The 23651-nt window shown below is 64.7% G+C and carries 22 protein-coding genes and 1 pseudogene; 10 read left to right on the top strand and 13 right to left on the bottom strand.

From position 1 onward, the window contains the following. Window positions 1-9: 9 nt before the first annotated feature. Window positions 10-1263, bottom strand: coding sequence for a molybdopterin molybdotransferase MoeA (locus tag ACVISU_RS32510; RefSeq protein WP_456709644.1), 1254 nt, complete (start codon window positions 1261-1263; stop codon window positions 10-12). Window positions 1264-1445: 182 nt separating this feature from the next. On the opposite strand from ACVISU_RS32510, the gene ACVISU_RS32505 reads away from it, so the two are divergent. Then, entirely contained in the window at window positions 1446-2330 is an 885-nt protein-coding gene (locus ACVISU_RS32505; RefSeq protein WP_456709643.1) for a formate dehydrogenase accessory sulfurtransferase FdhD, read from the top strand. Further along, a complete protein-coding gene (gene mobA, locus ACVISU_RS32500) occupies window positions 2323-2940 on the top strand; it encodes a molybdenum cofactor guanylyltransferase MobA (protein WP_456709642.1) in 618 nt (205 codons plus the stop codon). The genes ACVISU_RS32505 and mobA overlap by 8 nt, the downstream gene beginning before the upstream one ends. A 133-nt stretch (window positions 2941-3073) precedes the next feature. On the opposite strand, the gene ACVISU_RS32495 is transcribed toward mobA, so the two are convergent. Further along, a complete protein-coding gene (locus tag ACVISU_RS32495) occupies window positions 3074-4636 on the bottom strand; it encodes a 2-isopropylmalate synthase (RefSeq protein WP_456709641.1) in 1563 nt (520 codons plus the stop codon). Window positions 4637-5349: 713 nt separating this feature from the next. Here ACVISU_RS32495 and ACVISU_RS32490 point away from each other — a divergent pair. After that, a complete protein-coding gene (locus tag ACVISU_RS32490; RefSeq protein WP_456709640.1) occupies window positions 5350-7557 on the top strand; it encodes a spermidine synthase in 2208 nt (735 codons plus the stop codon). Window positions 7558-7676: 119 nt separating this feature from the next. Here the strand turns inward: ACVISU_RS32490 and ACVISU_RS32485 are convergent, their stop codons facing one another. From ACVISU_RS32485 to ACVISU_RS32460, 6 genes are all read right to left on the bottom strand, one after another. Next, the gene (locus ACVISU_RS32485; RefSeq protein ID WP_456709639.1) at window positions 7677-8618 is read right to left on the bottom strand and encodes a polyphosphate kinase 2 family protein; all 942 of its coding nucleotides are present in this window, start codon (window positions 8616-8618) and stop codon (window positions 7677-7679) included. Continuing rightward, window positions 8584-9594 (bottom strand): branched-chain amino acid ABC transporter permease, encoded by a 1011-nt coding sequence (locus ACVISU_RS32480; RefSeq protein WP_456709638.1) that lies wholly within the window; start codon window positions 9592-9594, stop codon window positions 8584-8586. The genes ACVISU_RS32485 and ACVISU_RS32480 overlap by 35 nt, the downstream gene beginning before the upstream one ends. Further along, window positions 9591-10472 carry a branched-chain amino acid ABC transporter permease gene (locus ACVISU_RS32475; RefSeq protein ID WP_456709637.1) on the bottom strand — a complete coding sequence of 294 codons (882 nt, stop codon included), beginning with the start codon at window positions 10470-10472 and terminating at the stop codon, window positions 9591-9593. The genes ACVISU_RS32480 and ACVISU_RS32475 overlap by 4 nt, the downstream gene beginning before the upstream one ends. A 185-nt stretch (window positions 10473-10657) precedes the next feature. After that, on the bottom strand, window positions 10658-11362 hold the full coding sequence (locus tag ACVISU_RS32470; RefSeq protein ID WP_456710950.1) for an ABC transporter ATP-binding protein: 705 nt from the start codon (window positions 11360-11362) through the stop codon (window positions 10658-10660). Between the two features lie 5 nt (window positions 11363-11367). Then, on the bottom strand, window positions 11368-12141 hold the full coding sequence (locus ACVISU_RS32465; RefSeq protein ID WP_456709636.1) for an ABC transporter ATP-binding protein: 774 nt from the start codon (window positions 12139-12141) through the stop codon (window positions 11368-11370). 21 nt (window positions 12142-12162) lie between these two features. Next, on the bottom strand, window positions 12163-13473 hold the full coding sequence (locus tag ACVISU_RS32460) for an ABC transporter substrate-binding protein (RefSeq protein ID WP_456709635.1): 1311 nt from the start codon (window positions 13471-13473) through the stop codon (window positions 12163-12165). A 366-nt stretch (window positions 13474-13839) separates the two neighbouring features. On the opposite strand from ACVISU_RS32460, the gene ACVISU_RS32455 reads away from it, so the two are divergent. Then, entirely contained in the window at window positions 13840-14337 is a 498-nt protein-coding gene (locus ACVISU_RS32455) for a RidA family protein (protein WP_456709634.1), read from the top strand. A gap of 74 nt (window positions 14338-14411) precedes the next feature. Here ACVISU_RS32455 and ACVISU_RS32450 read toward each other — a convergent pair whose 3' ends face one another. Next, the gene (locus tag ACVISU_RS32450; protein ID WP_456709633.1) at window positions 14412-15113 is read right to left on the bottom strand and encodes an NUDIX hydrolase; all 702 of its coding nucleotides are present in this window, start codon (window positions 15111-15113) and stop codon (window positions 14412-14414) included. Between the two features lie 16 nt (window positions 15114-15129). Next, the gene (locus ACVISU_RS32445) at window positions 15130-16155 is read right to left on the bottom strand and encodes an ABC transporter substrate-binding protein (protein ID WP_456709632.1); all 1026 of its coding nucleotides are present in this window, start codon (window positions 16153-16155) and stop codon (window positions 15130-15132) included. Here ACVISU_RS32445 and ACVISU_RS32440 point away from each other — a divergent pair. Continuing rightward, on the top strand, window positions 16154-16327 hold the full coding sequence (locus ACVISU_RS32440; protein WP_172803548.1) for a hypothetical protein: 174 nt from the start codon (window positions 16154-16156) through the stop codon (window positions 16325-16327). The genes ACVISU_RS32445 and ACVISU_RS32440 overlap by 2 nt on opposite strands. A gap of 232 nt (window positions 16328-16559) precedes the next feature. Next, the gene (locus ACVISU_RS32435; RefSeq protein WP_456709631.1) at window positions 16560-17885 is read left to right on the top strand and encodes a 4Fe-4S binding protein; all 1326 of its coding nucleotides are present in this window, start codon (window positions 16560-16562) and stop codon (window positions 17883-17885) included. A gap of 65 nt (window positions 17886-17950) precedes the next feature. Here the strand turns inward: ACVISU_RS32435 and ACVISU_RS32430 are convergent, their stop codons facing one another. Then, window positions 17951-18835 (bottom strand): SDR family oxidoreductase, encoded by an 885-nt coding sequence (locus ACVISU_RS32430; RefSeq protein ID WP_456709630.1) that lies wholly within the window; start codon window positions 18833-18835, stop codon window positions 17951-17953. Window positions 18836-18928: 93 nt separating this feature from the next. Between ACVISU_RS32430 and ACVISU_RS32425 the strand changes: the two genes are divergently transcribed. Together ACVISU_RS32425 and ACVISU_RS32420 are read left to right on the top strand one after the other, a co-directional pair. Further along, window positions 18929-19777 (top strand): helix-turn-helix transcriptional regulator, encoded by an 849-nt coding sequence (locus ACVISU_RS32425; RefSeq protein WP_050401868.1) that lies wholly within the window; start codon window positions 18929-18931, stop codon window positions 19775-19777. A gap of 214 nt (window positions 19778-19991) precedes the next feature. Continuing rightward, window positions 19992-20891, top strand: a complete 900-nt coding sequence (locus ACVISU_RS32420) for a phosphatase PAP2 family protein (protein ID WP_063695373.1) — start codon at window positions 19992-19994, stop codon at window positions 20889-20891. 39 nt (window positions 20892-20930) lie between these two features. Here the strand turns inward: ACVISU_RS32420 and ACVISU_RS32415 are convergent, their stop codons facing one another. Further along, entirely contained in the window at window positions 20931-21716 is a 786-nt protein-coding gene (locus ACVISU_RS32415) for an ABC transporter permease (protein ID WP_456709629.1), read from the bottom strand. After that, the gene (locus tag ACVISU_RS32410) at window positions 21716-22531 is read right to left on the bottom strand and encodes an ABC transporter ATP-binding protein (protein WP_456710949.1); all 816 of its coding nucleotides are present in this window, start codon (window positions 22529-22531) and stop codon (window positions 21716-21718) included. The genes ACVISU_RS32415 and ACVISU_RS32410 overlap by 1 nt, the downstream gene beginning before the upstream one ends. A gap of 172 nt (window positions 22532-22703) precedes the next feature. Between ACVISU_RS32410 and ACVISU_RS32405 the strand changes: the two are divergent. Beyond that, window positions 22704-22772 (top strand): annotated as a pseudogene (locus ACVISU_RS32405) (hypothetical protein); the annotation flags it as partial. Further along, window positions 22765-23628: a ketopantoate reductase family protein gene (locus ACVISU_RS32400; RefSeq protein WP_456710948.1), complete on the top strand. Its 864-nt coding sequence runs from the start codon at window positions 22765-22767 to the stop codon at window positions 23626-23628. The pseudogene ACVISU_RS32405 and the gene ACVISU_RS32400, both read left to right, overlap by 8 nt. The last annotated feature ends 23 nt before the right edge of the window (window positions 23629-23651 follow it).

Genomic DNA, 23651 nt, shown 5'->3' with positions numbered 1-23651 from the left:
CCTGCGATCTCAGAGCAGGTCGGCGTAGCCGAGAAAGCCGACCACATCGCCCGGCTCGACCCGCACGATGGCCTCGCCGAGCTCGATCAGCCCATCCGTCTCGATCAGCGACGACAGCAGGCCAGCCCCTTCGCGGGGAAACTTGGTCGCCTCCAGCGCGCCGTCCGCCGCCCGCCGCAGCGAGGCGCGGACATATTCGCGGCGACCGCTCTTCTTCTTGTAGCTGAAGGCGGCCCGGACCGGCATCGGCAGCAACGTCGACGGCACGGCGCCCGACAGCGCCAGCACGGTTGGCCGCACCACGTGAACGAAGGTGACGAAACTCGCCACCGGATTGCCAGGCAGACCGATCAGCGGCGTGCCGTCGACCACGCCCATCGCCACCGGACGGCCCGGCTTGATCGCCATCCGCCACAGCACCAGCGAGCCCGCCTGCTCGATACCGGCCTTGACGTGGTCCTCTTCGCCGGTCGAGACGCCGCCGGTGGTCAGGATCAGGTCGTAGCGTTGCGCGACCTGCTTGAGCGCGGCAGCAAGTTCGGCCCGTTCGTCGCGCAGGATGCCGAGATCGCCGACCTCGCAGCCGAGTCGCCGCAGCATCGCGATCAGCATGAAGCGGTTGGAATCGAACAATTGCGCTTCGGCGCGAGCACTTCCCGGCGCGGCCAGCTCGTCGCCGGTGGAGAACACGCCGACGCGCAGGCGCCGCACCACATCGAGCGTGGTGAGCCCGAATGCCGCGGCAACCGCGATGTCCTGCGGGCGCAACCGCTGGCCCGACGTCAGCGCGATATGGCCGCGCGCAATGTCCTCGCCGGCCGGACGTACATTGGCGCCGACCTTCAGGCCGGACGGCAGGATCACGTTACCCGCAGCGTCGATCCGCACGTCTTCCTGCATGAACACGGTGTCGGTGCCATCAGGCATCGGCGCACCGGTGAAGATCCGCACCGCCTGGCCGGGCTGCGCGGCCGCTGCCGGTGCCCCCGCCTGCACGCGGCCGGCGACAGGAAACGCGCGCTCGCCGCTCGCCGGCAGGTCGGCGCCGGAGACCGCATAACCGTCGACGGCGGAATTCATGAAAGGCGGCAGCGGCAGCGGCGCCGCGACATCGTGGCTGAGGATGCGTCCGTCGGCGTCGACCAGGGCAACGGCTTCCGTCTCGCCGACCGGCTTGACGCGCGCGGCGATGATCGCGACGGCGTCGTCGACCGACATCATCGGTCCGCCGAAGGCGAAGCAGTCGTCGGAAAGCTGCGCCATGATGTCTCTCAGTTCTCGGTTATCGACAAGATTTGTTCGACCCGGATCGCGACCTGCGGCGTTATCTTTCGGCCGGACCGACCATGGGGTTCCAGCAAGACGGCGGAGAGTGGCCAGTCGGTCTCCGCCCGTGCTTATATCCCCAGCTGCGTTGCCATGTGAACCCATCCGGACGTCTAGCAGTGCCCGAGACAACCACCGCTCCCGTCATTGTTCCTGATCCGGACGATCCGCGCCTGACCGAGCGCGTCACTGGCGTCGATCAGACCGGCGCGCCGACCGAGATCAGGGTACCGGTCGAGCGGCCGCTGACGCTGTACCTCAACGCGCAGGAGATCGTCACGATGATGACGATCAACGACTATCCCGAATACCTCGCGCTCGGCTACCTCCTGAACCAGAACATGCTCAAATACGACGACGTCGTCACCGAAGTCGAATATGACGACGATCTTCAGGTGGTGGTGGTCCGCACCGCGCACCACACCAATTTCGAGGCAAAGCTGAAGAAGCGCACGCAGACCTCGGGCTGCGCCCAGGGAACGGCGTTCGGCGACCTGCTCGAAGCCGTCGAGAAGGTCGCGCTGCCGAAGGCCGAATTGCGGACCTCGTGGCTCTACCGGATGACGCACACCATCAACACCATGCCATCGCTCTATCTGGAGGCCGGTGCCATCCATGGCTGCGTGCTGTGCAAGGAGAGCGCGCCGGTCTGCTACACCGAGGATGTCGGCCGGCACAACGCCGTCGACAAGATCGCGGGCTGGATCTATCGCCACAATGTCGATCCGGCCGACAAGATCCTCTACACCACCGGACGACTCACGTCCGAGATGGTGATCAAGACGGTGCGGATGGGCATCCCGATCCTGGTCTCCCGCTCCGGATTCACCGCATGGGGCGTCGATCTGGCGCGGCAGGTCGGACTGACCTTGGTCGGGCGCGCGCGCGGCAAGCGCTTCATCGCGTTGTCGGGCCAGGAGCGGATCGTCTACGACCAGAACCTCGACTATGTCGAAGAGGAATCGATGCGGCACAGGCGCAAGGGCGAGACCGACCATGACTGACATCCCGGGCGTGCTGCTGGCCGGCGGGCTCGCGCGGCGGATGGGCGGCGGCGACAAGCCGATGCACATGATCGCCGGCCGCACTATCCTGCAGCGGGTGATCGACCGCCTCGCCCCGCAATGCAGCGGGCTGATCATCAACGCCAACGGCGACCCGGCGCGCTTTGCCGCCTTCGGCCTTCCCGTCGTCGCCGACGATGTCGCTGATTTTCCGGGTCCCCTCGCCGGCATCCTAGCCGCGCTCGACTGGACGGCGGCCAACCGGCCGGATGCGAAATGGGTGCTCAGCGCAGCGGGCGATTGTCCGTTTCTGCCGCGCGATCTTGTCGCACGCCTGGAGCAGGCGCGCGCGGCGGAGAATGCCGAACTCGCCGTCGCGTCATCGGGCGGCCAGGTGCATCCGGTCATCGGACTGTGGAGCGTGCGCCTGCGGGGCGAATTGCGCCACGCACTGGTCGAGGAAGACGTGCGCCGGATCGATCGCTGGACTGCGCGCTATCCGCTGGCCACAGTCGAGTGGCCGGCCGAGCCGCTCGATCCGTTCTTCAATGCCAACACCGTCGAAGACATCGCCGAAGCCGATCGCCTCGCCGCGCTCGACGGCGGATGAGGCGCCCGTCTGCAATTTTGTTTCCGGACAAACATCGCCGGCGCCGACGACCGCGAATTTAGATTTCCGCACCCCAAACGAAAAACGCGGCGCCGAGGCGCCGCGTTTCCGAATGCGTTGATCGGGCGAACGGTCAGCCCGCGACCTTGGTCGCCGGGACGTCGCGCTGGCGCTTCATCACGATCTTGTTCAGCGCGCCGAGATAGGCCTTTGCGGACGCCACCAGCGTGTCCGGATCGGCGGCGCGCGCGGTCATCGAGCGGCCTTCGTGCGCGAGACGCACCGACACCTCGGCCTGCGCGTCGGTGCCTTCGGTCACCGCGTGGACCTGGTAGAGCTCCAGCTTGGCCTCGTGCGGCACCAGGCGCTTGATGCAGTTGAACACGGCATCGACCGGACCGTTGCCCTCGGCCTCCTCGATCTTGATCTGGCCGTCGACGTCGAGCTTCATGGTCGCGCGCTGCGGGCCATGGGTGCCGGCGATCACGGTCAGCGAGGTCAGCTTGATGCGGTCGTGCGCGGCCGCCATCTCCTGGTCGACCAGCGCCTCGATGTCCTCGTCGTAGATGTCCTTCTTGCGGTCGGCCAGCGCCTTCATCCGCGTAAAGGCATCTTCCAGCTGGTTGGCGCCGAGCTTGTAGCCCAGCTCCTCCAGCTTGTGGATGAAGGCGTGGCGGCCGGAATGCTTGCCGAGCACCAGCGAGGACTGTTTCAGGCCGACCATCTCGGGCCGCATGATCTCGTAGGTCGAGGCGTCCTTCAGCACGCCGTCCTGATGGATGCCGCTCTCATGCGCGAACGCGTTACGGCCGACGATCGCCTTGTTGTACTGCACCGGGAACGAGGTCGCGGCCGACACCACCTTCGAGGCGCGGGTCAACTGCGTGGTGTCGATCTTGTTCCAGTACGGAAACTTGTCGTTCCGCACGTTGATCGCCATCACAATCTCTTCCAGCGCGGCATTGCCGGCGCGCTCGCCGATGCCGTTGACGGTGCACTCGACCTGCCGCGCGCCGCCGACGATGCCGGCCAGCGAATTCGCGACCGCCATGCCGAGGTCGTTGTGGCAGTGCACCGAGAAGATCGCCTTGTCGGAGTTCGGCACACGCTCGATCAGCGTGCGCATGAAATGTGTGTATTCCTCCGGCACGGTGTAGCCGACGGTGTCAGGAATGTTCACCGTGGTGGCGCCGGCCTTGATCACGGCTTCGACGATCCGGCACAGATAGTCCATCTCGCTGCGGGTGCCGTCCTCGGCCGACCATTCGACGTCGTCGATCTGGTTGCGGGCGCGGGCGACCATCGCAACCGAGGTCTCGATGACCTCCTCGGGGGTCTTGTTCAACTTCACCCGCATATGCAGCGGCGAGGTCGCGATCACGGTATGGACGCGGCCGCGGCGGGCGAACTTGACGGCTTCGGCACAGCGATCGATGTCGGCCGGATGGGCGCGGGACAGGCCCGCGATGACCGAGTTCTTGGAGCGGCGGGCGATCTCGCTGACCGCCTGGAAGTCGCCTTCCGAGGTGATCGGGAAGCCGGCCTCGATGACGTCAACACCCATATCGTCCAGCAACTCGGCGACCTCGAGCTTCTCCTCGAAAGTCATGGTGGCGCCGGGGCACTGCTCGCCGTCGCGCAGGGTGGTGTCGAAAATGATGACGCGGTCCTTCTCGGACTTGTTAGCGGTGGCCATGTCAGAAATTCCTTTAAACTTTGGCGCCCGTCATTGCTGCTTTGAGCGATTGGTTGGGCGATTATCAGGGTCCGGTGATCTGGTACAAACCCCTGAGTGCCCAGGCGCAAACGCCCAGCCGGCCCTCAGGGGCAGGTAAGAAGCAGGCCGCCAATAAGCAGGGTGGGCGTTCCGGCCGGGATCGTGGCGGTAGCCTGGGCCACCTCCCCCGAAATCCGATCGATTTGGCCGCGAATCAGCATTGCCAGACCCTGTTGAGCGCCGAAATCCTCGGGCAAAACCGTTGACGGTTGGTTGCCGGGAGCGCTTGGACGCCGTCGTTCTAGACGATTATGGCAAGCCGCCGCAATGGGTAAAGATGGTCAGCTGGGTTGACCTATCGTGGCGCATGAGGCCCGCCGGCTGGCAGGAACGCACCGGCGGAGGGGTTTCCCTCTCCGCAAGGGGGAGACAGCCAAACCAGTGTGCTCACCTCACGTCCACTCATCTCTCGATGAGCAACTCGCGCGGACGCGGACTCGGCGGCGCGAGCCGTCGCGACGATGAAGGCCGCGCTGAAAATAGCGAACGTTTACCTTGCGTGACGTCGATGGCAATCGCGGCGCGCACGCGGCCGGGTAAGTCAATCTTTGCTCAACTGGTTGCATCTAGTGTCCGGCGGCGACCGGGAGTTAAGGGCGCGTCCTTTGGTTGGTTAAGGAGTTATCAGGATCATGCCCGCGACGAACCTGGCCGAAGGGCCCAATCAGCGCCAAGCCGGCTTCAATCTCTTCCTGGTCGGATTCCTGATCCTGTTTCTCGAGCTGGCCTGCATCCGCTGGTTCTCGGCCAAGGTCGTGTTCCTGCAATTCTTCACCAACATCGTGCTGCTGGCAGCCTTCCTCGGCATGTCCTGCGGCTGCCTTGCCGCTCGGCGGAACACCAACTGGCTTGCGCTGTTCCCGGGGCTCGCCCTGGTGACCTTCGCTGCCGTGGTCACGATCATGATGCTGTATTCCAACTGGGGCCAGTTCGCGGTCGACGTCGGCCACCAGGCCTCGCCGCAGGAAGTGTTCTTCGGCACCGAGTATCGCAACCCCGATCTCGCCAAGTTCGTCGTGCCGATCGAGGCGATCGCCGGACTGTTCTTCGTGCTGATCGCGCTGATGTTCGTCGGCCTCGGCCAGACGCTCGGCCGCGCCTTCGACGCCTACGCCAACCGCGTCGCCGGCTATTCGCTGAATATCGGCGGCAGCCTCGCTGGCATCGTCGGGTTCTCGCTGCTGTCGTTCGCGCAGGCGCCGCCGGTGGTCTGGTTCGGCATCAGCTGCGCCGGCATCGTCTATTTGCTCTACCAGGACAAGGCGCTGTCACTGCTGCGCCTCGTGACGATCATCGTCGTGGTCGGATTCACCGCTTTCTACACCGATCGTTCCGGCAGCCACGACATCCGCTGGTCGCCCTATTACGCCGTCGACCTCAACAAATCGAACAGCGTGATCACCGTCAACAGCATCGGCCATCAGGAAATGATGCCGTTCAGCGAACGCGGCTCGTCCTATTCGCTGATCCACCTGCTGCAAAAGCACAGCGGCGGCGCGCCGTTCAAGGACGTCATGATCATCGGGGCCGGTTCCGGCAACGACCTCGCGCACGCCTTGCGCTTCGGCGTCGAGCGCATCGACGCGGTCGAGATCGATCCCGTGATCCAGGACATCGGCATCCACAACCATCCTGACAAGCCGTATCAGGACCCGCGGGTGGTGCCGCATCTCGACGACGGCCGGCATTTCCTGCGCACCACCGAACGCAAATACGATCTGGTGGTGTATGCGCTGGTCGACTCGCTGATCTTGCACAGCGGCTACGCCAACATCCGTCTCGAAAGCTATCTGTTCACCGAACAGGCGTTCCAGGACGTCCGCCGCGTGCTGAAGCAGGACGGCGTCTTCGTGATGTACAACTACTATCGCCAGGGCTGGATCGTGCAGCGCGTCGCCGAGATGGCGAAGCAGGTGTTCGGCTGCGATCCGCTGGTGTTGCCGCTGCCCTACAAGGAGACGCTGACCTCGTCCGAAGCGGTCGGCTTCACCACCATCATCGCGGGTTGCAATCCGCGCATCCCCACCGCGTTCCGCGACCGCGGCCAGTTCTGGCTGAACAGCCTTCCGCCGGAGAACCTGTCGGTCGACGGCTTCGACAAGCCGCAGGAAAAAGTGCAGGACAAGGCAGCCGCCCCGCACGGCGACTGGGTGCCGCTGGCGCCGGCCAGACTGGTGGTCGACAATGAAGGCGCGAGGCAATCGACCAGCGACGACTGGCCGTTCCTCTATGTCAGCGGCAGGCTGATCCCCGACCTGACGGTTCGCTCGATGATCCTGCTCGGCGTGCTCGGGCTCGGCCTCGTCTACCTGTTCAAGCCGAAGGGCGCCTGGCGGCCAAACAACCGGATGTTCTTCCTCGGCGCGGCCTTCATGCTGCTCGAGACCAAGGCCGTGGTGCAGATGGCGCTGCTGTTCGGCAGCACCTGGCTGGTCAACTCGGCGGTGTTCTTCACCGCGCTGCTGCTGATCCTCGCCGCCAATCTGTACGTGATCAAGGTGCCGTCGATCCGGCTGGCGCGGCACTATGCCGGGCTGCTGGCGCTGCTGGCGGTCTCGGTGCTGGTGCCGCTGGACACGTTTCTCAGCGGCGGCATCGTCTGGCGCTACGCGATCCCGTGCGCACTGGCGCTCGGCCCGATGTTCTTCGCCGGCGTGATCTTCGCCCGCTCGTTCCGCGACGAAGCCAATCCCGATCAGGCGTTCGGCTCCAACATCGCGGGATCCGTCATCGGCGGCCTCGCCGAGTCGTGCTCGACCCTGCTCGGCTTCCGCTATCTGCTGATCGTCGCGATCGGGTTCTATCTGCTGTCCGCGTGGATGCCGTCGCGGAAGGGCTAGCGAGGGCTGCTGCACTCAACGTCGCGCGCGAGTCAGGCACGCACAGGCGGCAGGGTTCCCCCGGCGGGGTTGCCCGCTGCCGCCGTTCGACATGGCAGCTTGACAGGTCGGCTCGGCCGTTACTTCTTGGCGGCCGCCTTGTTCTCCGCTGCGCCCTTGCCTTCCGCCTCCAGCGCCGCGCGGACGCGCTTGAATTCGCTTAAGTCGGCCTTGTCGACCTCGGGGAATTTCAGATCCAGCCTGTCGAGCGCATTGACGATGGTCGAGCCGATCACGACGCGAGCGAACCATTTGTGGTCGGCGGGCACGATGTGCCACGGTGCCTCCTTGGTTGCGGTGTGGTGGATCATGTCCTGATAGGCGGCCTGATACTTGGCCCATAGCGCGCGTTCGGACACGTCGGCCATCGAGAACTTCCAGTTCTTGGCCGGCTGCTCCAGTCGGTCGAGGAAGCGCCGGCGCTGCTCCTCCTTGGAGACATGCAGGAAGAACTTCAGGATCACCGTGCCGTTGCGCGACAGATAGCGCTCGATCGCCGAGATGTCCTCGAAGCGCCAGCGCCAGATGTTCTTGGTGACGAGACGTTTCGGGATCTTCTGCTTGGCCAGCACTTCGGCGTGCACGCGCACGACCAGGCACTCCTCGTAATAAGAGCGGTTGAAGATGCCGATGCGGCCGCGCTCCGGCAGCGCGATCATGGCGCGCCACATGTAATCGTGGTCGAGTTCCTTGGTCGAGGGCTGCTTGAACGAGGAGACCTCGCAGCCCTGCGGATTGACGCCCTCGAACACGCTCTTGATCGCGCTGTCCTTGCCGGCGGCGTCCATGCCCTGGAAGATCAAGAGCAGCGACCAGCGGTCCTGGGCGTAGAGCTTCTCCTGGAAGTCGTTGAGCCGCGTGCGGTTGGCCTCGATGATCTTGCCGCCGGCTTCCTTGTCGATGCCGCCCTTCTCGGCGGTCGGGTACGACTTGAGGTGAAATTCGCCCGAGCCGTCGAAGCGGAACGGCGCGATATAGGGTTTCAGTTCATCGGCGAGCGATGGGGACGGTTTGCTGCTCATGGCCTCTCGACGGCTTGCGTGGCGATTTGATCCGGTCGATCACGCTACCAAGAATGCCCTTGGGCAGGAAGATGATGAAGAGCACCAGCAGCACGCCATAGACCAGGTTGTCCCAGCCGACCGCCTTGGTGCCGAACGAGATGCGCAGCACCTCGGCCAGCACGATGGTGATGACGGCGCCGACCGTCGGTCCCAGCGCGACATAGACGCCGCCGACGATCGCCGCGAACACCATCTGCAGGGAGACCGCGATGCCGCTCACCGTGTCCGGCGAGATGAACATCTGGTACTGGCAATACAGCGCGCCCGCGAGCGCGGTCATCAGCGCGCTGATCAGGGTGATCTTCAGCTTCTCGGCAGTGACGTTGACGCCAGCCGCGGCTGCCGCATCCTCGTCCTCCGAGATCGCCTCCATGGCATGGCGGATCATGCTGCGGTCGATCGCGCGCCAGATCACGAGGCCGGCGACCCAGACCGCGAGCGCGATCAGATACCAGGTGATCTTGTCGTCGAATTGCAGCGCGAACAGCCCCTTGCCGCTCGGGGCGCGCTGCGGCGTGTAGCCGAGCGAGCCGCCGGTATAGTCGCGGGTCGCGGTGATGACCTGCAGCACGATGCCGGACAGTGCCAGGGTCACCAGCACGAAATAATGCCCGGTGATACGGAAGCGGAAGCAGGGATAGGCGACGACCAGCGCGAGCACACCGGCGGTCGCCATGCTCAGGGGAATCCCGATCCAGGGCGAGACGCCGAGCTGATTCCACAGCAGCGCGGTGACATAGGCGCCGATGCCCATGAAGCCGCCATGGCCGAGCGAGACCAGGCCGAAGCGGCCCATGATCGACCACGACGTATAGGCGAACGACCAGATCAGGATCAGCACCAGCACGTGCAGATGATAGGGATCGCGGTGCACGAAAGGCAGCGCGACGAGCGCAAGCAGCGCGATGATCCAGAAGGCGGCCTGCCTGTTCACGAGCGCCTCGCAAGCAGGCCCGCGGGCCGGATGAACATCATGACGATGAAGAAGGCGAACGCCAGCACGTAGCCCCATTCGAGATCGGAGAACAGGCCGCCGAGCGAGATGATCTCGGCGAACACGAAGGCCGCGATGAAACCGCCGATGAAATTGCCGAGGCCGCCGAGCACGCAGATCAGGAAGGTGATCGGCCCGAACGACAGCCCGACGAACGGGTGCACGTCATATTGCAGCACCAGGAGGCACGCCGCGAGGCCGGCGAGCCCGCCGCCGATCGCCGAGGTGACGAGATAGATGCGCTTGGGATCGACGCCCATCAGCGGCATGATCTGGCGGTCCTGCGCGATGGCCCGGATCGCGGTGCCGGTGAAGGTGCGGGTCAGGAACAGATAGACGCCGACCATGCCGACCAGCGCCGCGCCGAACGATAATAGTCGTGCGTAGCTGAAGTTCATCTCGCCGAACGCCAGCACCGGCAGGCGGATGCCGAGGTTGCGGAAGTCGATGCCAAAGGCGACGGTGGCAAAACTCTGCAGGATGAACAGCACCCCGCCGGTGGCGAGCAGCTGGTTGATCGGCGGCGCGGTCAACAGCGGCGCGATGACCAGGAAATGCAGCGCGGCCCCGAGCAGCGCGACCAGCAGGATGACCAGCGGCGCGGCGGCCCAGTACGGCAGATGAAACACCTGCACGAGATAGTACATGCCGTACATGCCGATCATCACGAGCTCCGCGTAGCAGATCCAGGTGACGTCGATGACGCCGAAGATCAGGTTGAGCCCGAGCGCCAGCAGCGCCAGCACGCCGCCGAGCAGGATGCCGTTGATCACGGCTTCCAGCAGGTAGATGTCGAAGATGTTGAGGAAGGATTGCATGGATGCTCTGCCCCCTAGACTGCGACGTCACGCGTTCCCGTTATCCTGAGGAGCCGCGAGGCGGCGTCTTGAAGGATGTACGGCCCGGCTGGTGGCCGTCGATCCTTCGAGACGCGGCTAACGCCGCTCCTCAGGATGACGGGAAACGGCGTGAACACGCCTGCCAGATGTGATCTCATCATCCCCTACACCCCGAGATACGCCTGCTTGATCGTATCGCTGGCGGCGAGCTCCGCCGCGGTGCCGGCGGCGCGGATGCTGCCGGCTTCCAGCAGGTAGGCGCGGTCGACCACGCGCAGCACCTGCTGCACGTTCTGCTCGACGATCAAGACCGTCAGCCCGCTCGAGCGGATGCGCCTGACCAGCTCGAACACCTGCTGCACCACGACCGGTGCGAGCCCGGCCGACGGCTCGTCGAGCAGCAGCAGTTTCGGGTTCGACATCAGCGCCCGGCCGATCGCGCACATCTGCTGCTCGCCACCCGACATCGTCCCGGCCATCTGGTGACGTCGCTCCTTCATGCGCGGGAACAGCTCGAACACGAACTCCAGCCGCTCGGCGTAGTGCGCGCGGGCGCCGGGCATGTAGGCGCCCATCTTTAGATTGTCGGCCACCGTGAGCCGCGGAAACAGCCGGCGGTTTTCCGGCACATGCGCGATCCCGAGGCTGACGATGCGATGCGCCGGCGTTTTGACGACGTCGGCGCCCTCCATCGATATCTTGCCGCTGCTCGGCCGGATCAGGCCCGAGATCACCCGCATCAAGGTGGTCTTGCCGGCGCCGTTCGGGCCGATCACGCCGACTGCCTCGCCCGCCTTCACATCGAGGCTGACGTCGAACAGCACCTGGAAGCTGCCATAGCCCGCGTCGATCGATCGGAGCTCCAGCATGCCGGTCACGCTCCGATCCGGCGGCGCGCCTGCTCGGCGACGGCGGCAGCCAGGCTCGCATCCGCATCGGTGCCGAGATAGACCTCGATCACGCGTGGATTGCCGGCGACTTCCGCGGGCAGGCCCTCGGCGATCTTCTCACCATGATCCAGCACCATCACGCGATCGACCACCCGCATCAAGACACCCATGATGTGCTCGACCCAGATGATGGTGATGCCGAGTTCGTCGCGGATCCGGCGCAGCATGTCGGCGGCCTGGTCCATCTCGGACTCGTCGAGGCCGCCGAGGCTCTCATCGGCGAGCAACAATTTCGGCCCGGTCGCGAGCGCTTTTGCCAGCTCGAGCTTCTTCAACCCCGCGGCGCCCAGACCCTCGACGCTGCTGTGGCGGTCGGTCGGCAGGCCGACCATCGCCAGCGCACGTTCGGCCGCCTCCTCGGCCTTGCTGCGGCTGTGGCGGCCCTGGCCGTAGAAGCCGGCGAGCGCGACGTTCTCGAACATGCTCAAGCGATGGAACGGCCGCGGGATCTGGAAGGTGCGGCCGATGCCGCCGACGATGATCCGGTGCGGGGAAAGACCTGCGATCTCGCGGCCGTCGAACAGGATCGAGCCCTCGGTCGGCGGCAGTGTGCCTGACAGCATGTTGAAGATCGTGCTCTTGCCCGAGCCGTTCGGGCCGATCAGGCCGAGGATCTCGCCCTGCTCGACGCGGAACGACACGTTGTTGACGGCGCGAAAACCGCCAAACCGCTTGACCAGGCCTTCGACGGCGAGCACGGCGTCCCCTTCGCAAGCGAGCTATTTGTAGCTGTAGGTGGTGCCGGCCGGCAGCGGCAGCACGGTCTCGCGCTGCATCTGGCTCTTCGGCCACACCACATACGATTTGTCGTCAATATATTGCAGCACCACCGGGAACGAGCGCGCGTTCTGCCCGGCGTACTGCTCGCCCTCGCCGTAGAACTTCACGCCGTAGCCGAGCATGGTGCCGCCCTCGGGAATGTCGGTGTCGAGCGCGGCCTTGCGCAACGCGTCCGGATCGACGCCGCCATATTTCTTGATCGCGCGCGGCAGCACGTCGTCGAGGAACACATAGGCATTGGCCGCGCCGATGCCGACATGGGCGGAGCGGATCGGCACGCCGGGCTTCAGCCGATCGAACTCCTCACCGACCATCTCGATGACCGGCGGCAGCTTGGCATCCATGTCCTTCTGGTTGGCGAGCCAGATCGAGATCGGGTCGGTGTTGAAGAGATAATTGGCGTCGGCGCCGAGGCCTTCCTTCAGCTTCTCGTAGACGCCATAGCCGGCGCCGTGGCCGACGATGGCGCCGAACTTCAGCCCCTGCTCGCGTGCCTGGCGAAACAACAGCGTAATGTCCGGATTGTAGCCGGTGTGGAAGATCACGTCGGGCTTGGCGCGCTTCAGCTTGGTGACCAGCGCCGACAGGTCCGGCGCGGTCGCCGAATAGCCCTCCTTGAGCACGACGTTGAAGCCGGCCTTCTTCGCGCCGGCCTCGTTGCCCTTGGCGACGTCGACGCCATAGGCGCCGTCCTCATGGATGATGGCAACGCGGAGGTCCTTCGGCTCCTTGCCGAACTTCGACATCGAGTATTGCGCGATGAAGTCGGTCGTCATCATGCCGTACTGGTTGCCGGCAGCCTGCGGCCGGAACACGTATTTGTAGTTCTTGCCGTCGAACACGCCCGATGAGATGCAGGTCGTGATCCACATGAATTTCTTCATCTGGTCGACCCTCGCTGCCACCGGCACGCATTGTGCCGAGGAGAAGAAGCCCATCACCATGTCGACCTTTTCCTGCTCGAGCAGGCGGACGGCTTCGTTGATGGCGATGTCGGGCTTGCTCTGCGCGTCGGCATAGACGGCTTCGACCTTGTACCCCTCGACGCCGGTCCGGGCGTAATGGTCGAGCATGATCTTGACGCCGGTATATTGCAGCTCGGAGCCGCCGCCGGCCAGCGGGCCGGTCAGATCGAAGATCACGCCGATCTTGATCTTCTTGTCCTGCGCCTGCGCGGCACCGGCCACGCCGAGCGCCGCAAGCGCGACAGACAGACCCGCGAGCCAGCGGGCGGTCTTCCTGACCGGCATGAATCCCTCCCCAGAGATTGTGCACTGCATTTTTTGTTTTCGTGCTGCCCTATCACAGGGGGAGCGGCCGATGATGTCAAGCGCGATAGCTGCGTCGCCGCGGCGCAGGCTTGCGCAAAGTTTCGGCGGAGTGGCGCGGCGCCAGGATGTGTACGCACAAAGCCGCATCCACTTTGCCCTCAACGAGGCGATACGAAATGCGGTCCGATCTCCTGCAGCCCGGAGAACTACGGAAAGAAGGAACGCCGTTTCTGCCTTATCCTGAGAGCCGCGAAGTAGCTGTCATTGGAGGCGACACATGACTCATATGCTTTGCAGAACGAGACTCATCTCGTGGTTCGGTGCATGCCTACTTGGATTGGGAGCATGGCTTGCCGCCTCGTCGGTGCCGTGGCACAGAATTCACCCTCCGCCGAGGCCAAACTGAAGGAGTTGAACATTACGCTGCCGCCGGTGCCTGTTCCGGTCGCCAATTACGTCGATGCAGTCCGGGTCGGCAATCTGCTCTTCCTTGCGGGAAACACGCCGGCTGCCGACTGGAAGTACAAGGGCAAGGTGGGCAAGGACCTCACCGTGCAGGAGGGCTACGACACGGCCCGTCAGGTTGGCCTGATCATGTTGGCGAAAGTGCGCGTCGCACTTGGAAGTCTCGATCGGGTGAAGCGCGTGGTCAAGGTCTTCGGGATGGTCAATTCGGCCGACGGCTTTGGTGACCAACCGAAAGTCGTAAACGGATTCTCCGACTTGATGGTGGAGGTATTTGGCGCCGCAGCCGGCAAGCACGCACGATCTGCCGTCGGGATGGCCGGACTTCCCTTCAACAATGCCGTGGAGGTCGAGATGATCGTTGAGGTGGCCGAATGATCAGCCGTTGCTCAGGGCCGGAATCCGCCAAAGACTGATGGTACTGGTCACAAACGTCCCCGAGTGAGTGCGCCCTACGCCGGCAGCTGCGTTTCGATGAACGCGGTGACGAAGCGCGGCATGGCAGCAGTGAGATCGGCGCGGCTGCGCACCAGATGGATGCCGGCAAGCTCGGGATTTTCCTGGCGTGCGACGTTGGCCTCGATGCGCGTACGCAGCGCGTCACCGGGCATGTCGACGCGCAGGATCTGCATCATCGCGAGCGCAGGCCCGGTGTAAATGCAGTGCCAATCGGCGTCGCCGCGGCAATCCGACGGCAACAACCCGGTCTCCTCCTCAAGCTCGCGCATCACGCTGCCGGCGATATCGACCGTCTCGCCTCTGATGTCGTCGAGATCGGGCGTGCCGGAGGGGAAATAGATGCGTCCGGCATTCGCGGTCCGCTCACCCATCACGCCGCACACGAAGGCGCCGTCGCTCGAGAGCAGTGCGCCCATGCCGAAGCCGTTGAAGACCTCCTTGTCGGGAAAGCCCCAATCGCGCCAGGCGAGGAAGCTTGCGAAATCGGTCTCGAAGTAGCTCGCGCTGAGCCGCCCGTCGGCAAACACCGGATCGCGCCCGAGCAGGACGCGGCCGTTCCACAGGCTCGGGTTCAATCGCTGCTGCTCGGCGAAATGCGCGTCGATCTCGGCGCGGCGCTGGTCCGCGAACGGCCAGGGCCGCCGTTCTAACGCCAGGTCGAGCGCGGTGACGCGACATATGAGCGGAGCTTGCATGTCGGGCACAGCGCGCCTACTTCGCGCTTCCGGTCGTCTTCTTGACCTGATCGATGAACTTGTTGGTGTAGGTCTTGGTGACGTCGATGCCGGCCTTTGCCACTTCGGGTGAACCCTCGCTGAACACGGCGAGCACCGCCTCCGCACCCTTGGGGTCCATCTTGCCGGTCTCGGAATACATTGGGATCGTATTCTTCAGCGCCGCGAGATACTGCGCCCGGTCCTTGCCGACGATCTCGTCCGGCATCTTGGCCATGATGTCTTCGGCGGTGTGCGAATGAATCCACACCAGCGTCGCCATGATGGCATTGGTCAGCGCCTGCACCTCCTTCTCGTGGCCGTTGACCCAGGCTGCGGTCGAATAGAGCGCCCCGCCGGGATATTCGCCGCCGAACACCGCCAGCGTGTCGTGCTGGGTGCGGGTGTCGCTCAGGATCTTGAGATCGGAATGGCTGCCCTGCAGCACGGTGATGGCAGGATCGAGCATCACCGCAGCGTCGATCTGGCCCTGCTCCATCGCGGCCACCGCGGTGGCGCCGAGGCCGACGCCGATCACGGCAGTGCCGGCCGGATCGAGGCCGTTCTTCTTCAGCATGTATTTCAGGAAGAAGTCGGTCGAGGAGCCCGGCGCGCTGACGCCGACCTTCTTGCCAGCCAGATCCTTGATCGAATTGATCTCGCCGGTGTGCTTGGGCGAGACCACCAGCACGAGGCCGGGATAGCGGTCATAGACCACGAAGGACTGCAGCTCCTGCTTCTTGGCGGCGAGATTGACGCAGTGATCGAAATAGCCGGAGACGACATCGGCGCTGCCGCCGAGCACCGCCTTGAGCGCATCCGAGCCGCCCTTGAGGTCGACCAGCTCGACCGCAAGCCCGGCCTTGTCGTATTCGCCAAGCTGCTTAGCCAGCACGGTGGGCAGATAGCACAGGCAGGCGCCGCCCCCGACCGCGATGGTGATCTTGCTTTGCGCCGCGGCAAGGCCTGTGGACAGGGTCAGCGCCAGCAGCGTTCCGGCAAGCTTGCCAAGCCATTTGTTCATGACGTCCTCCGTTCGATTGGCCGGCAAGATAGAGGAGCAGGCCCAGCTTGAGAAGGCGACTTTCCGGGTGCTGGTCAAGCCTGCGGCGGCGGCCTCGCATTGCGGATACAAGAGAAACGCCGAGAATCGTCTTGCAGCCGCGCTGTCGATCGGAGCGGCAGGCGCCGGATGACACCACGCTGCTGGATTGATAGCTACCTCCTCGGCGTCATTGCGAGCGGAGCGAAGCAATCCATCGCTCGGCATATGCGGACCGATGGATTGCGTCGTCGCTTCGCTCCTCGCAATGACGGGGGTTGCGGGTCGAGCGCCGGCTTCATTCATGATAGATGACATATAATTCACTTGCGTCGATCCTGCTCGCTCCTTAATATTATGAGCGTCATTTAAAAGGGATCAGCACGATGAGCCTGGACGATCACCCCACGGTCAGGGCCGTGCGCGCACGCAGCAGCCAACCGGTCCGCGATGTCCCGGTGTCATCGGAGCTCATCAAGGACATCGCGCGCGAGTGCGGCGCCGATGACGTCGGCATCATCGAGTTCGACCGTGCCGCCATCGCGCCGCAGCGCGACTTCATCCGCAAGGTTTATGGCCGGACGCGTTCCCTGCTCGCGATCGCCTGCCACATGAACCGCGAGCCGGTGCGCTCGCCGTCACGCTCGGTCGCCAACGAGGAATTCCACGGCACCTACGACCACGTCAACGAGACCGCACGCGCCATCGTCCGCGCGCTCGACGAGCACGGCATCCCGGCCTGCAATTCGGTCGCCGCCTTCCCGATGGAGATGGACCTGCCGCGGATCATGATGGTGCAGCACAAGCCGATCGCGGTCGAAGCCGGGCTCGGGCGGATGGGCATCCATCGCAGCATCATCCACCCGAAATTCGGCAGCTTCGTCCTGCTCGGCACCGTGCTGCTCGGATCCGAGGTGGACGCCTATGACCAGCCGATCGACTACAATCCGTGCCTCGAGTGCAAGCTGTGCGTCGCCGCCTGCCCGGTCGGCGCCATCAAGCCGGACGGCGGCTTCGATTTCCTGTCCTGCCACACCCACAATTATCACGACTTCCTCGGCAACTTCACGCAGTGGGTGGAGAAGGTCGCAGATTCGAAAGATGCAAAGGACTATCGGGCCCGCGTGCCGCGCACCGAGACGCTGAACATCTGGCAATCGCTGTCGTTCAAGCCGGGCTACAAGGCGGCCTATTGCATCTCGGCCTGCCCGGCCGGCGAAGACGTGATCGGCCCCTTCCTGCATGATCGCGAGGCGCATTTCGCCGAGGTGGTGCAGCCGCTGATCGACAAGGACGAGTTCGTCTATGTGATCCCGGATACCGACGCCGAGGACACGGTGACGCGGCGCTTTCCGCACAAGAAGGTCCAGCATGTCACCTCCGGTCGCCATACCGGCAGCATCCAGTCCTACATCTTCTCGCTGTCGCTGGGCTTTCAGCGCGGCAGGGCGCGCGGCCTCGATTTCACGACCCATCTGCGCTTCACCGGCGCGAGCGCGCTGGACATGACGGTCGTGATCAAGGGCAAGGATCTGCAGGTGGTGCCGGGACGTCATGTCGGCGACGCGGCCCTGACCATCACCGCCGACACCCAGGCATGGCTGCGCATCCAGAACCGCGACCTCGAACTGGCCGACGCGGTCGCCACGGAGCTCGTGAGCTACAGCGACGAGACTCTGTTCGCGGCCTATATGCGGTGCTTCCCGCTGTAAGCCGAATGCGCAGGGGCGGGGTCAGGCGAAGCCGTACCCCGCCCTCCCTTGCTCAGCGCCGCGTCCTACTGTGCGGATAAGACCAGCTGTTCGAGATCGGCAATCAACCCCGGCCCGGTCGGCTGCCATCCGAGCTTGCTGCGCGTCTGCTCGCTGGAGGCCGCCATGTCGTATCCTGCGAACGTGCCGAGCCAGCCAAAGAAGGCCTGCGCCTCCTGCGGGGCGATGGACTTGACCGGCAGCTTCAGGCGCCGACCGATCGTTTCGGCAATATCGCGCATCGGGACCCCTTCTTCCGCGACGGCGTGATACCTCGCGTTCGGCTCAGCCTTTTCGATGGCCAGCCGGTAGAGACGTGCCACGTCGAGAACATGCGCCGCCGGCCAGCGATTCTGTCCGTCGCCGAGATAGGCGCACGCGCCCTTCTCGCGGTACACCGCGATCAAGGGGGTGATGAGGCCCTGCCTGACGGGATCGTGGACCTGGGGAAGGCGCATCGCCGCCGCGCGGACGCCCTTCAGCGAGAGGGCCGTCTGTTCCGACACGCGGGGAAACGGGAAATCCGGCGATATCGTCTGGTCCTCAGTCGCGGTCTCGCCCGGCTTGGCCAATCCCGCCAGGCCGCCGGTTACGAGCAGTGGCCTGTCCGATCCGGCCAGACCATAACCCAGAGCTTCGATGGCGCGGCGGTCGATCTCGCAGCTCTTCGCGAAATTGGACCAGTCGTGAACGAAGCCGAGGTGAATGACGGCATCCGAAGCGGCCGCCGCCTTGCGCAAGCTATCGAGATCCTCGAGCGAGCCGCGAAGAACCTCCGAGCCAAGGGCAGAGATCGCGTTCGCCCCCTCGTCCGAACGGGCCATGCCGAGAACCTGATGTCCGGCGGCGATCAGATCCTTGACGACAGGCGTGCCGATAAATCCGGTGGCACCAGTGACAAACACACGCATTGAGGAAGTCTCCAGGTTTTGCTGGAGACAAGTCTGGCCCTGCGCGCTATCCTGTTAAAGTAGTGACCTTATCATGGTATAATTCCTAACAGCATGAGCGCGTCAGTCGAACAAGAGAACCTGCTCGGCGCCTACCTGAAGGACCGACGCAGCAAGCTCGATCCGGCCGTGTTCGGCTTTCCGCCGGAGCGGCGGCGCACGCCGGGCCTGCGCCGCGAGGAAGTGGCACAGCGCGCCAACATCTCGGCGACCTGGTACACCTGGCTCGAACAGGGCCGCGGCGGCGCACCATCTGCCGATGTGCTCGACCGCATCGCGCGTGCGCTGATGCTGACCGATGTCGAGCGCGAGCACCTGTTCCTGCTCGGCCTCGGCCGCACGCCTGAGGTGCGCTACAAGAAAAGCGAAGGCGTGACACCACGGTTGCAACGCGTGCTCGACGCGCTCGAGCCGCGCCCCGCCCTGATCCGCACCGCGACCTGGGATATCGTCGCCTGGAACCGGGCGGCGACCGTGATGCTGACCGACTACGGATCGCTGCCGCCGCGCGAGCGCAACGTGCTGCGGTTCATGTTCCTGGATCCGCGCGTCCGCGCCGCGCAGCACGACTGGGCGAGCGTGGCGCGCTTCGTCGTCGGCGCATTCCGGGTCGATGCCGCACGCGCCGGAGCTGCCGCCGAGGTGCAACCGTTCGTCGAGGAGCTCTGCCGGCTCAGCCCGGAATTTGCGGCGCTGTGGCGCGACAACGACGTGCGCACCCATGGCGAGGGCGTCAAGCAGCTCCATCACCCGAACCTCGGCCCGGTCAAGTTCGAATATTCGGCGTTCGCGGTCGACGGCCGGCCCGACCTCAGCATGATCGTCTACAATCCCGTTGATCCGGAGATGACGGAGAAGATCCGTAAGCTGATGGAGGCGGCGCCGGCCACCCATCGCAAATGATGACTGCCGTTTGCAATGAGCCGTTAACCATTGCTTGACGGCTCCTCGTCCGACCATCCCCGCGCGGAAAGCCCACCATGGCATCAGGGAACGCGCCGAGCGCGGCATTCGCTTCATTTTTAAGAATTGGAGGTATGCAACTTTAAGGCGCGGGTGCGATGCAGCTTTGCGAAACGAGGAACGAATGACCAGTCAAGTCATCGAGACACGAGCCTTGTGGCTCGTCATCGCCATCATCGCCGGGATCGATCTCGTATGGCTCCGCGCATCTGGAATGTCGATCGCCGTTGCCCCCGCCAAGCCGGTCATGTTCGCGATCGTTGCGTCGCTCGCACTGGTCTACGTCTGGTTCAGGCCTGATCGACGCATTGCCGAACTCGCCACCGCATGCGCACAACTCATCGCCTTCACGGCGGTCGCCGCGGTGTTGAGCTATCTGACGGTCACCTCGAATTTCCCGTTGGTCGATCGCCAGCTCGCCGCGATCGATGGCGCGTTGCATCTGGACTGGCTGGCCTATTTCGATTGGGTCGACGCACACCCCGAGATCAAGAGCATCCTCAATACCGCATACGATAGCTGCCTGGTGCAGACCGCGGTACTGCTGGTGTCGCTGAGCGCGTGCAGCCGGTTCGAACAGATGGGCGAGTTCGTCTGGCTCTTCATGATGGCGCTGCTGGTGGCCATTCCGATCTCGTGGATATTCCCCGCCGCCAGCGCCTGGGTTCAGTTTGACGTGATCGCCCGCGCCGACGCATATCACCTCGCCGATTTCGACGCGCTACGCGCCGGCCAGATGACGCACATCCCGCTGGCTGAGGTGAATGGTCTGATCACCTTTCCATCCTTCCATACGGCGCTGGCTGTCATACTGATCTACGCCAGCAGAGGCGTGAAGGTGCTGTTCCCTGCGTTCCTCGTCCTGAACCTGCTTGTGATCGCCTCGACGCCCACCATCGGCGGCCATTATTTCATCGACGTGATCGCGGGTGCGGTCCTTGTCCTGTGCCTGATCGGCGTGCGTCGGATTTCGTGGCGGACACTGTTCGCGCGCGGGACTGCCTCGCCATCATACCAGGTCGGATATGTCCGGGCTGATCAGCGCCGTCGCTGAAGCCTGATCCGGCGGCGCCAGTTTGCGTCCGGAAGTGTCCTAGTCCCGCGCCGCCGCCGCCGGCCGCCAGACCAAAAGTCGCTTCTCGACTACCGTCACGGCCATGTCGATCAGGATGACGAAGGCCGACAGCACGAACATGCCGGCGAACACGCCGGCGACGTCGAACACGCCCTCAGCCTGCTGGATCAGATAGCCGAGGCCGGCCGCCGAGCCGAGATACTCGCCGACCACCGCGCCGACCACGGCAAAGCCGACCGAAGTGTGCAGCGAGGAGAACATCCAGGACAGCGCCGAGGGCCAGTAGACATGGCGCATCAGCTGCCGCTCGTTCATGCCGAGCATGCGGCCATTGTCGAGCACGGTGGTCGGCACTTCCTTGACGCCCTGGTAGACGTTGAAGAACACGATGAAGAAAACCAGGGTCACGCCGAGCGCGACCTTGGACCAGACGCCGAGCCCGAACCACAGCGCGAAGATCGGCGCCAGCACCACGCGCGGCAGCGCATTGACCATCTTCACATAGGGATCGAACACCGCGGCGACGCGCGGCTGCCGCGCGAACCAGAAACCGACCAGGATGCCGCCGGCCGAACCGATCACGAAGGCGAGGATCGATTCCCACAAGGTGATCGCAAGATGCTTCCAGATCACTCCGCTCGAGAACCATTTTACGATTTGGCTGAAGACGTCGACCGGATTGGAGAAGAAGAACGGCGGCAGCAGCACCCTGCCGAACACGGGCACGGTGGAAAACAACTGCCAGAGCGCCAGCGTGACGACCGCGACCAGGATCTGCAGGGCCAGCAAAATGACGCGCGACATCAGGCGGCTCCCACCTGCGTCGATTGCACATAGCCCTTCATCACTTCGTCCTTCAGCATGCCCCAGATCTCGCGGTGCAAGGCATGAAAATCCTTCTCCATCCTGACTTCGGCGATATCGCGCGGCCGCGGCAGCGTGACGCGCCAGTCACCGATGATGCGTGCGGAAGGGCCCGCCGACATGATCACGACGCGGTCGGCCAGCGCGATCGCCTCCTCGAGATCGTGGGTGACGAACAGCACCGCCTTGCGGTCGGCGGTCCATAACTCCAGCAGCAGATTGCCCATGATCTGCCGTGTCTGGGCGTCGAGCGGGCCGAACGGCTCGTCCATCAAGAGGATCTTCGGATCGCGGATCAGGACTTGCGCGAGCGCGACGCGCTTGCGCTGGCCGCCCGACAGCATGTGCGGATAGCGGCCCGCGAAGGCGCCGAGCCCGACCGAGGTCAGCCATTGCTGCGCGCGCGCAAGCGCATCGCTGCGCGGCGTGCCCCGGATCTCGAGCCCGATCGCGACATTGTCGATCGCGGTCTTCCAGGGGAACAGCGCATCGGCCTGAAAGAGATAGCCGGCGTCGCGGTTGAGGCCGGCAAGCGGCTTGTCGAAAATCCGCGCCGATCCGGCCGCCGGTTTCAACAGCCCTGCGGTAACGTTGAGCAGCGTCGACTTTCCGCATCCGGTCGGGCCGACAATGGCGACGAACTCGCCTTGATCGACCGAAAAATTGGCCTGCTCGACCGCGGTATAGACCCGCCCATCCGCCAACCGAAACGCCACCGTCGCACCGTCAAGCGCGACCGCCGTCGGCCCCTTCATCGCCACGCATTCCTCCCGAACCTTCCGGGATGGCTTAGCGGTTCGGGCCGGCAAGTTCAACGCAGGAAGCCGGCGCAGGCTGCGGTCACGCAGTTTTCACGGTGCGACGGCTTGAGAATTGTTCCGACATCGCCGAGGCTGCGCCCGGAATGTCGGACAGGAGCGACGGGTCATGCGGATCGCAGTGGTGGGCGCCGGCGGCGTCGGGGGCGGTTTTGGTGCAGCGCTGGCGCATGCCGGCGCCGACGTCACCTTCATCGCGCGCGGTGCGCACCTCGCCGCCATGCGCAGCGAAAGGCCTGAAGGTACAGGGAGGCCGCGGCGAAACCCACCTGGTCCCGCCCCAGGCGACCGACGACCCCGCAAGCGTCGGCCCGGTCGATATCGTGCTGTTCTGCGTCAAGCTGTGGGACGTCGAGAGTGCCGGCGAGCACATCAAGCCGATGGTCGGTCCCGACACCGCCGTGATCCCGCTGCAGAACGGCATCGATGCGCCCGACCGACTGACCCCGATCCTGGGCCGCAACGCCGTGATGGGCGGCGTGGCGCAGATCTCCGCCTCGATCATCAAGCCCGGCGTGATCAACCAGGTCGGCACCTTCATGCGGATGATCTTCGGCGAGCTCGACGGCCGGATCACGCCGCGCGGCAAGGCGCTGCTCGAGCTCTGCCTGAAGGCCGGGTTCGATGCCACACTGAGCGAGCAGATCAACACCGAGCTCTGGATGAAATTCATCGGCCTCGCCACCAATGCCGGCATGACCGCGGTCACACGACAACCGATCGGCAGGCTGCGCGACGATCCCGATTTGCGCCCGTATTTCGTGTCAGCCTGCGAGGAGATCATCGCCATCGCGCACGCCAGCGGCATCCAGCTGCCGCCGGAGCCGCTGACGAAGGTGCTCGACTTCATCGGCCATGCGCCGCCGGCGATGAAGGCGTCGATGGCGCTCGATCTCGAGCGCGGCAACCGGCTCGAACTTCCGTGGTTGAGCGGCAAGGTGGTCGAGCTCGGCCGCAAGCTCGGCGTGCCGACCCCGACGCACGATTTCCTCTATGCGGTGCTGAAACCCTACGCGATGGGCGCGCCGTCGTAGGCAGACGGCCGCACGTTGGAGCG

This window comes from Bradyrhizobium sp. USDA 4452, from assembly GCF_054063575.1.
This window is presented reverse-complemented; position numbering and strand designations above follow the sequence as displayed.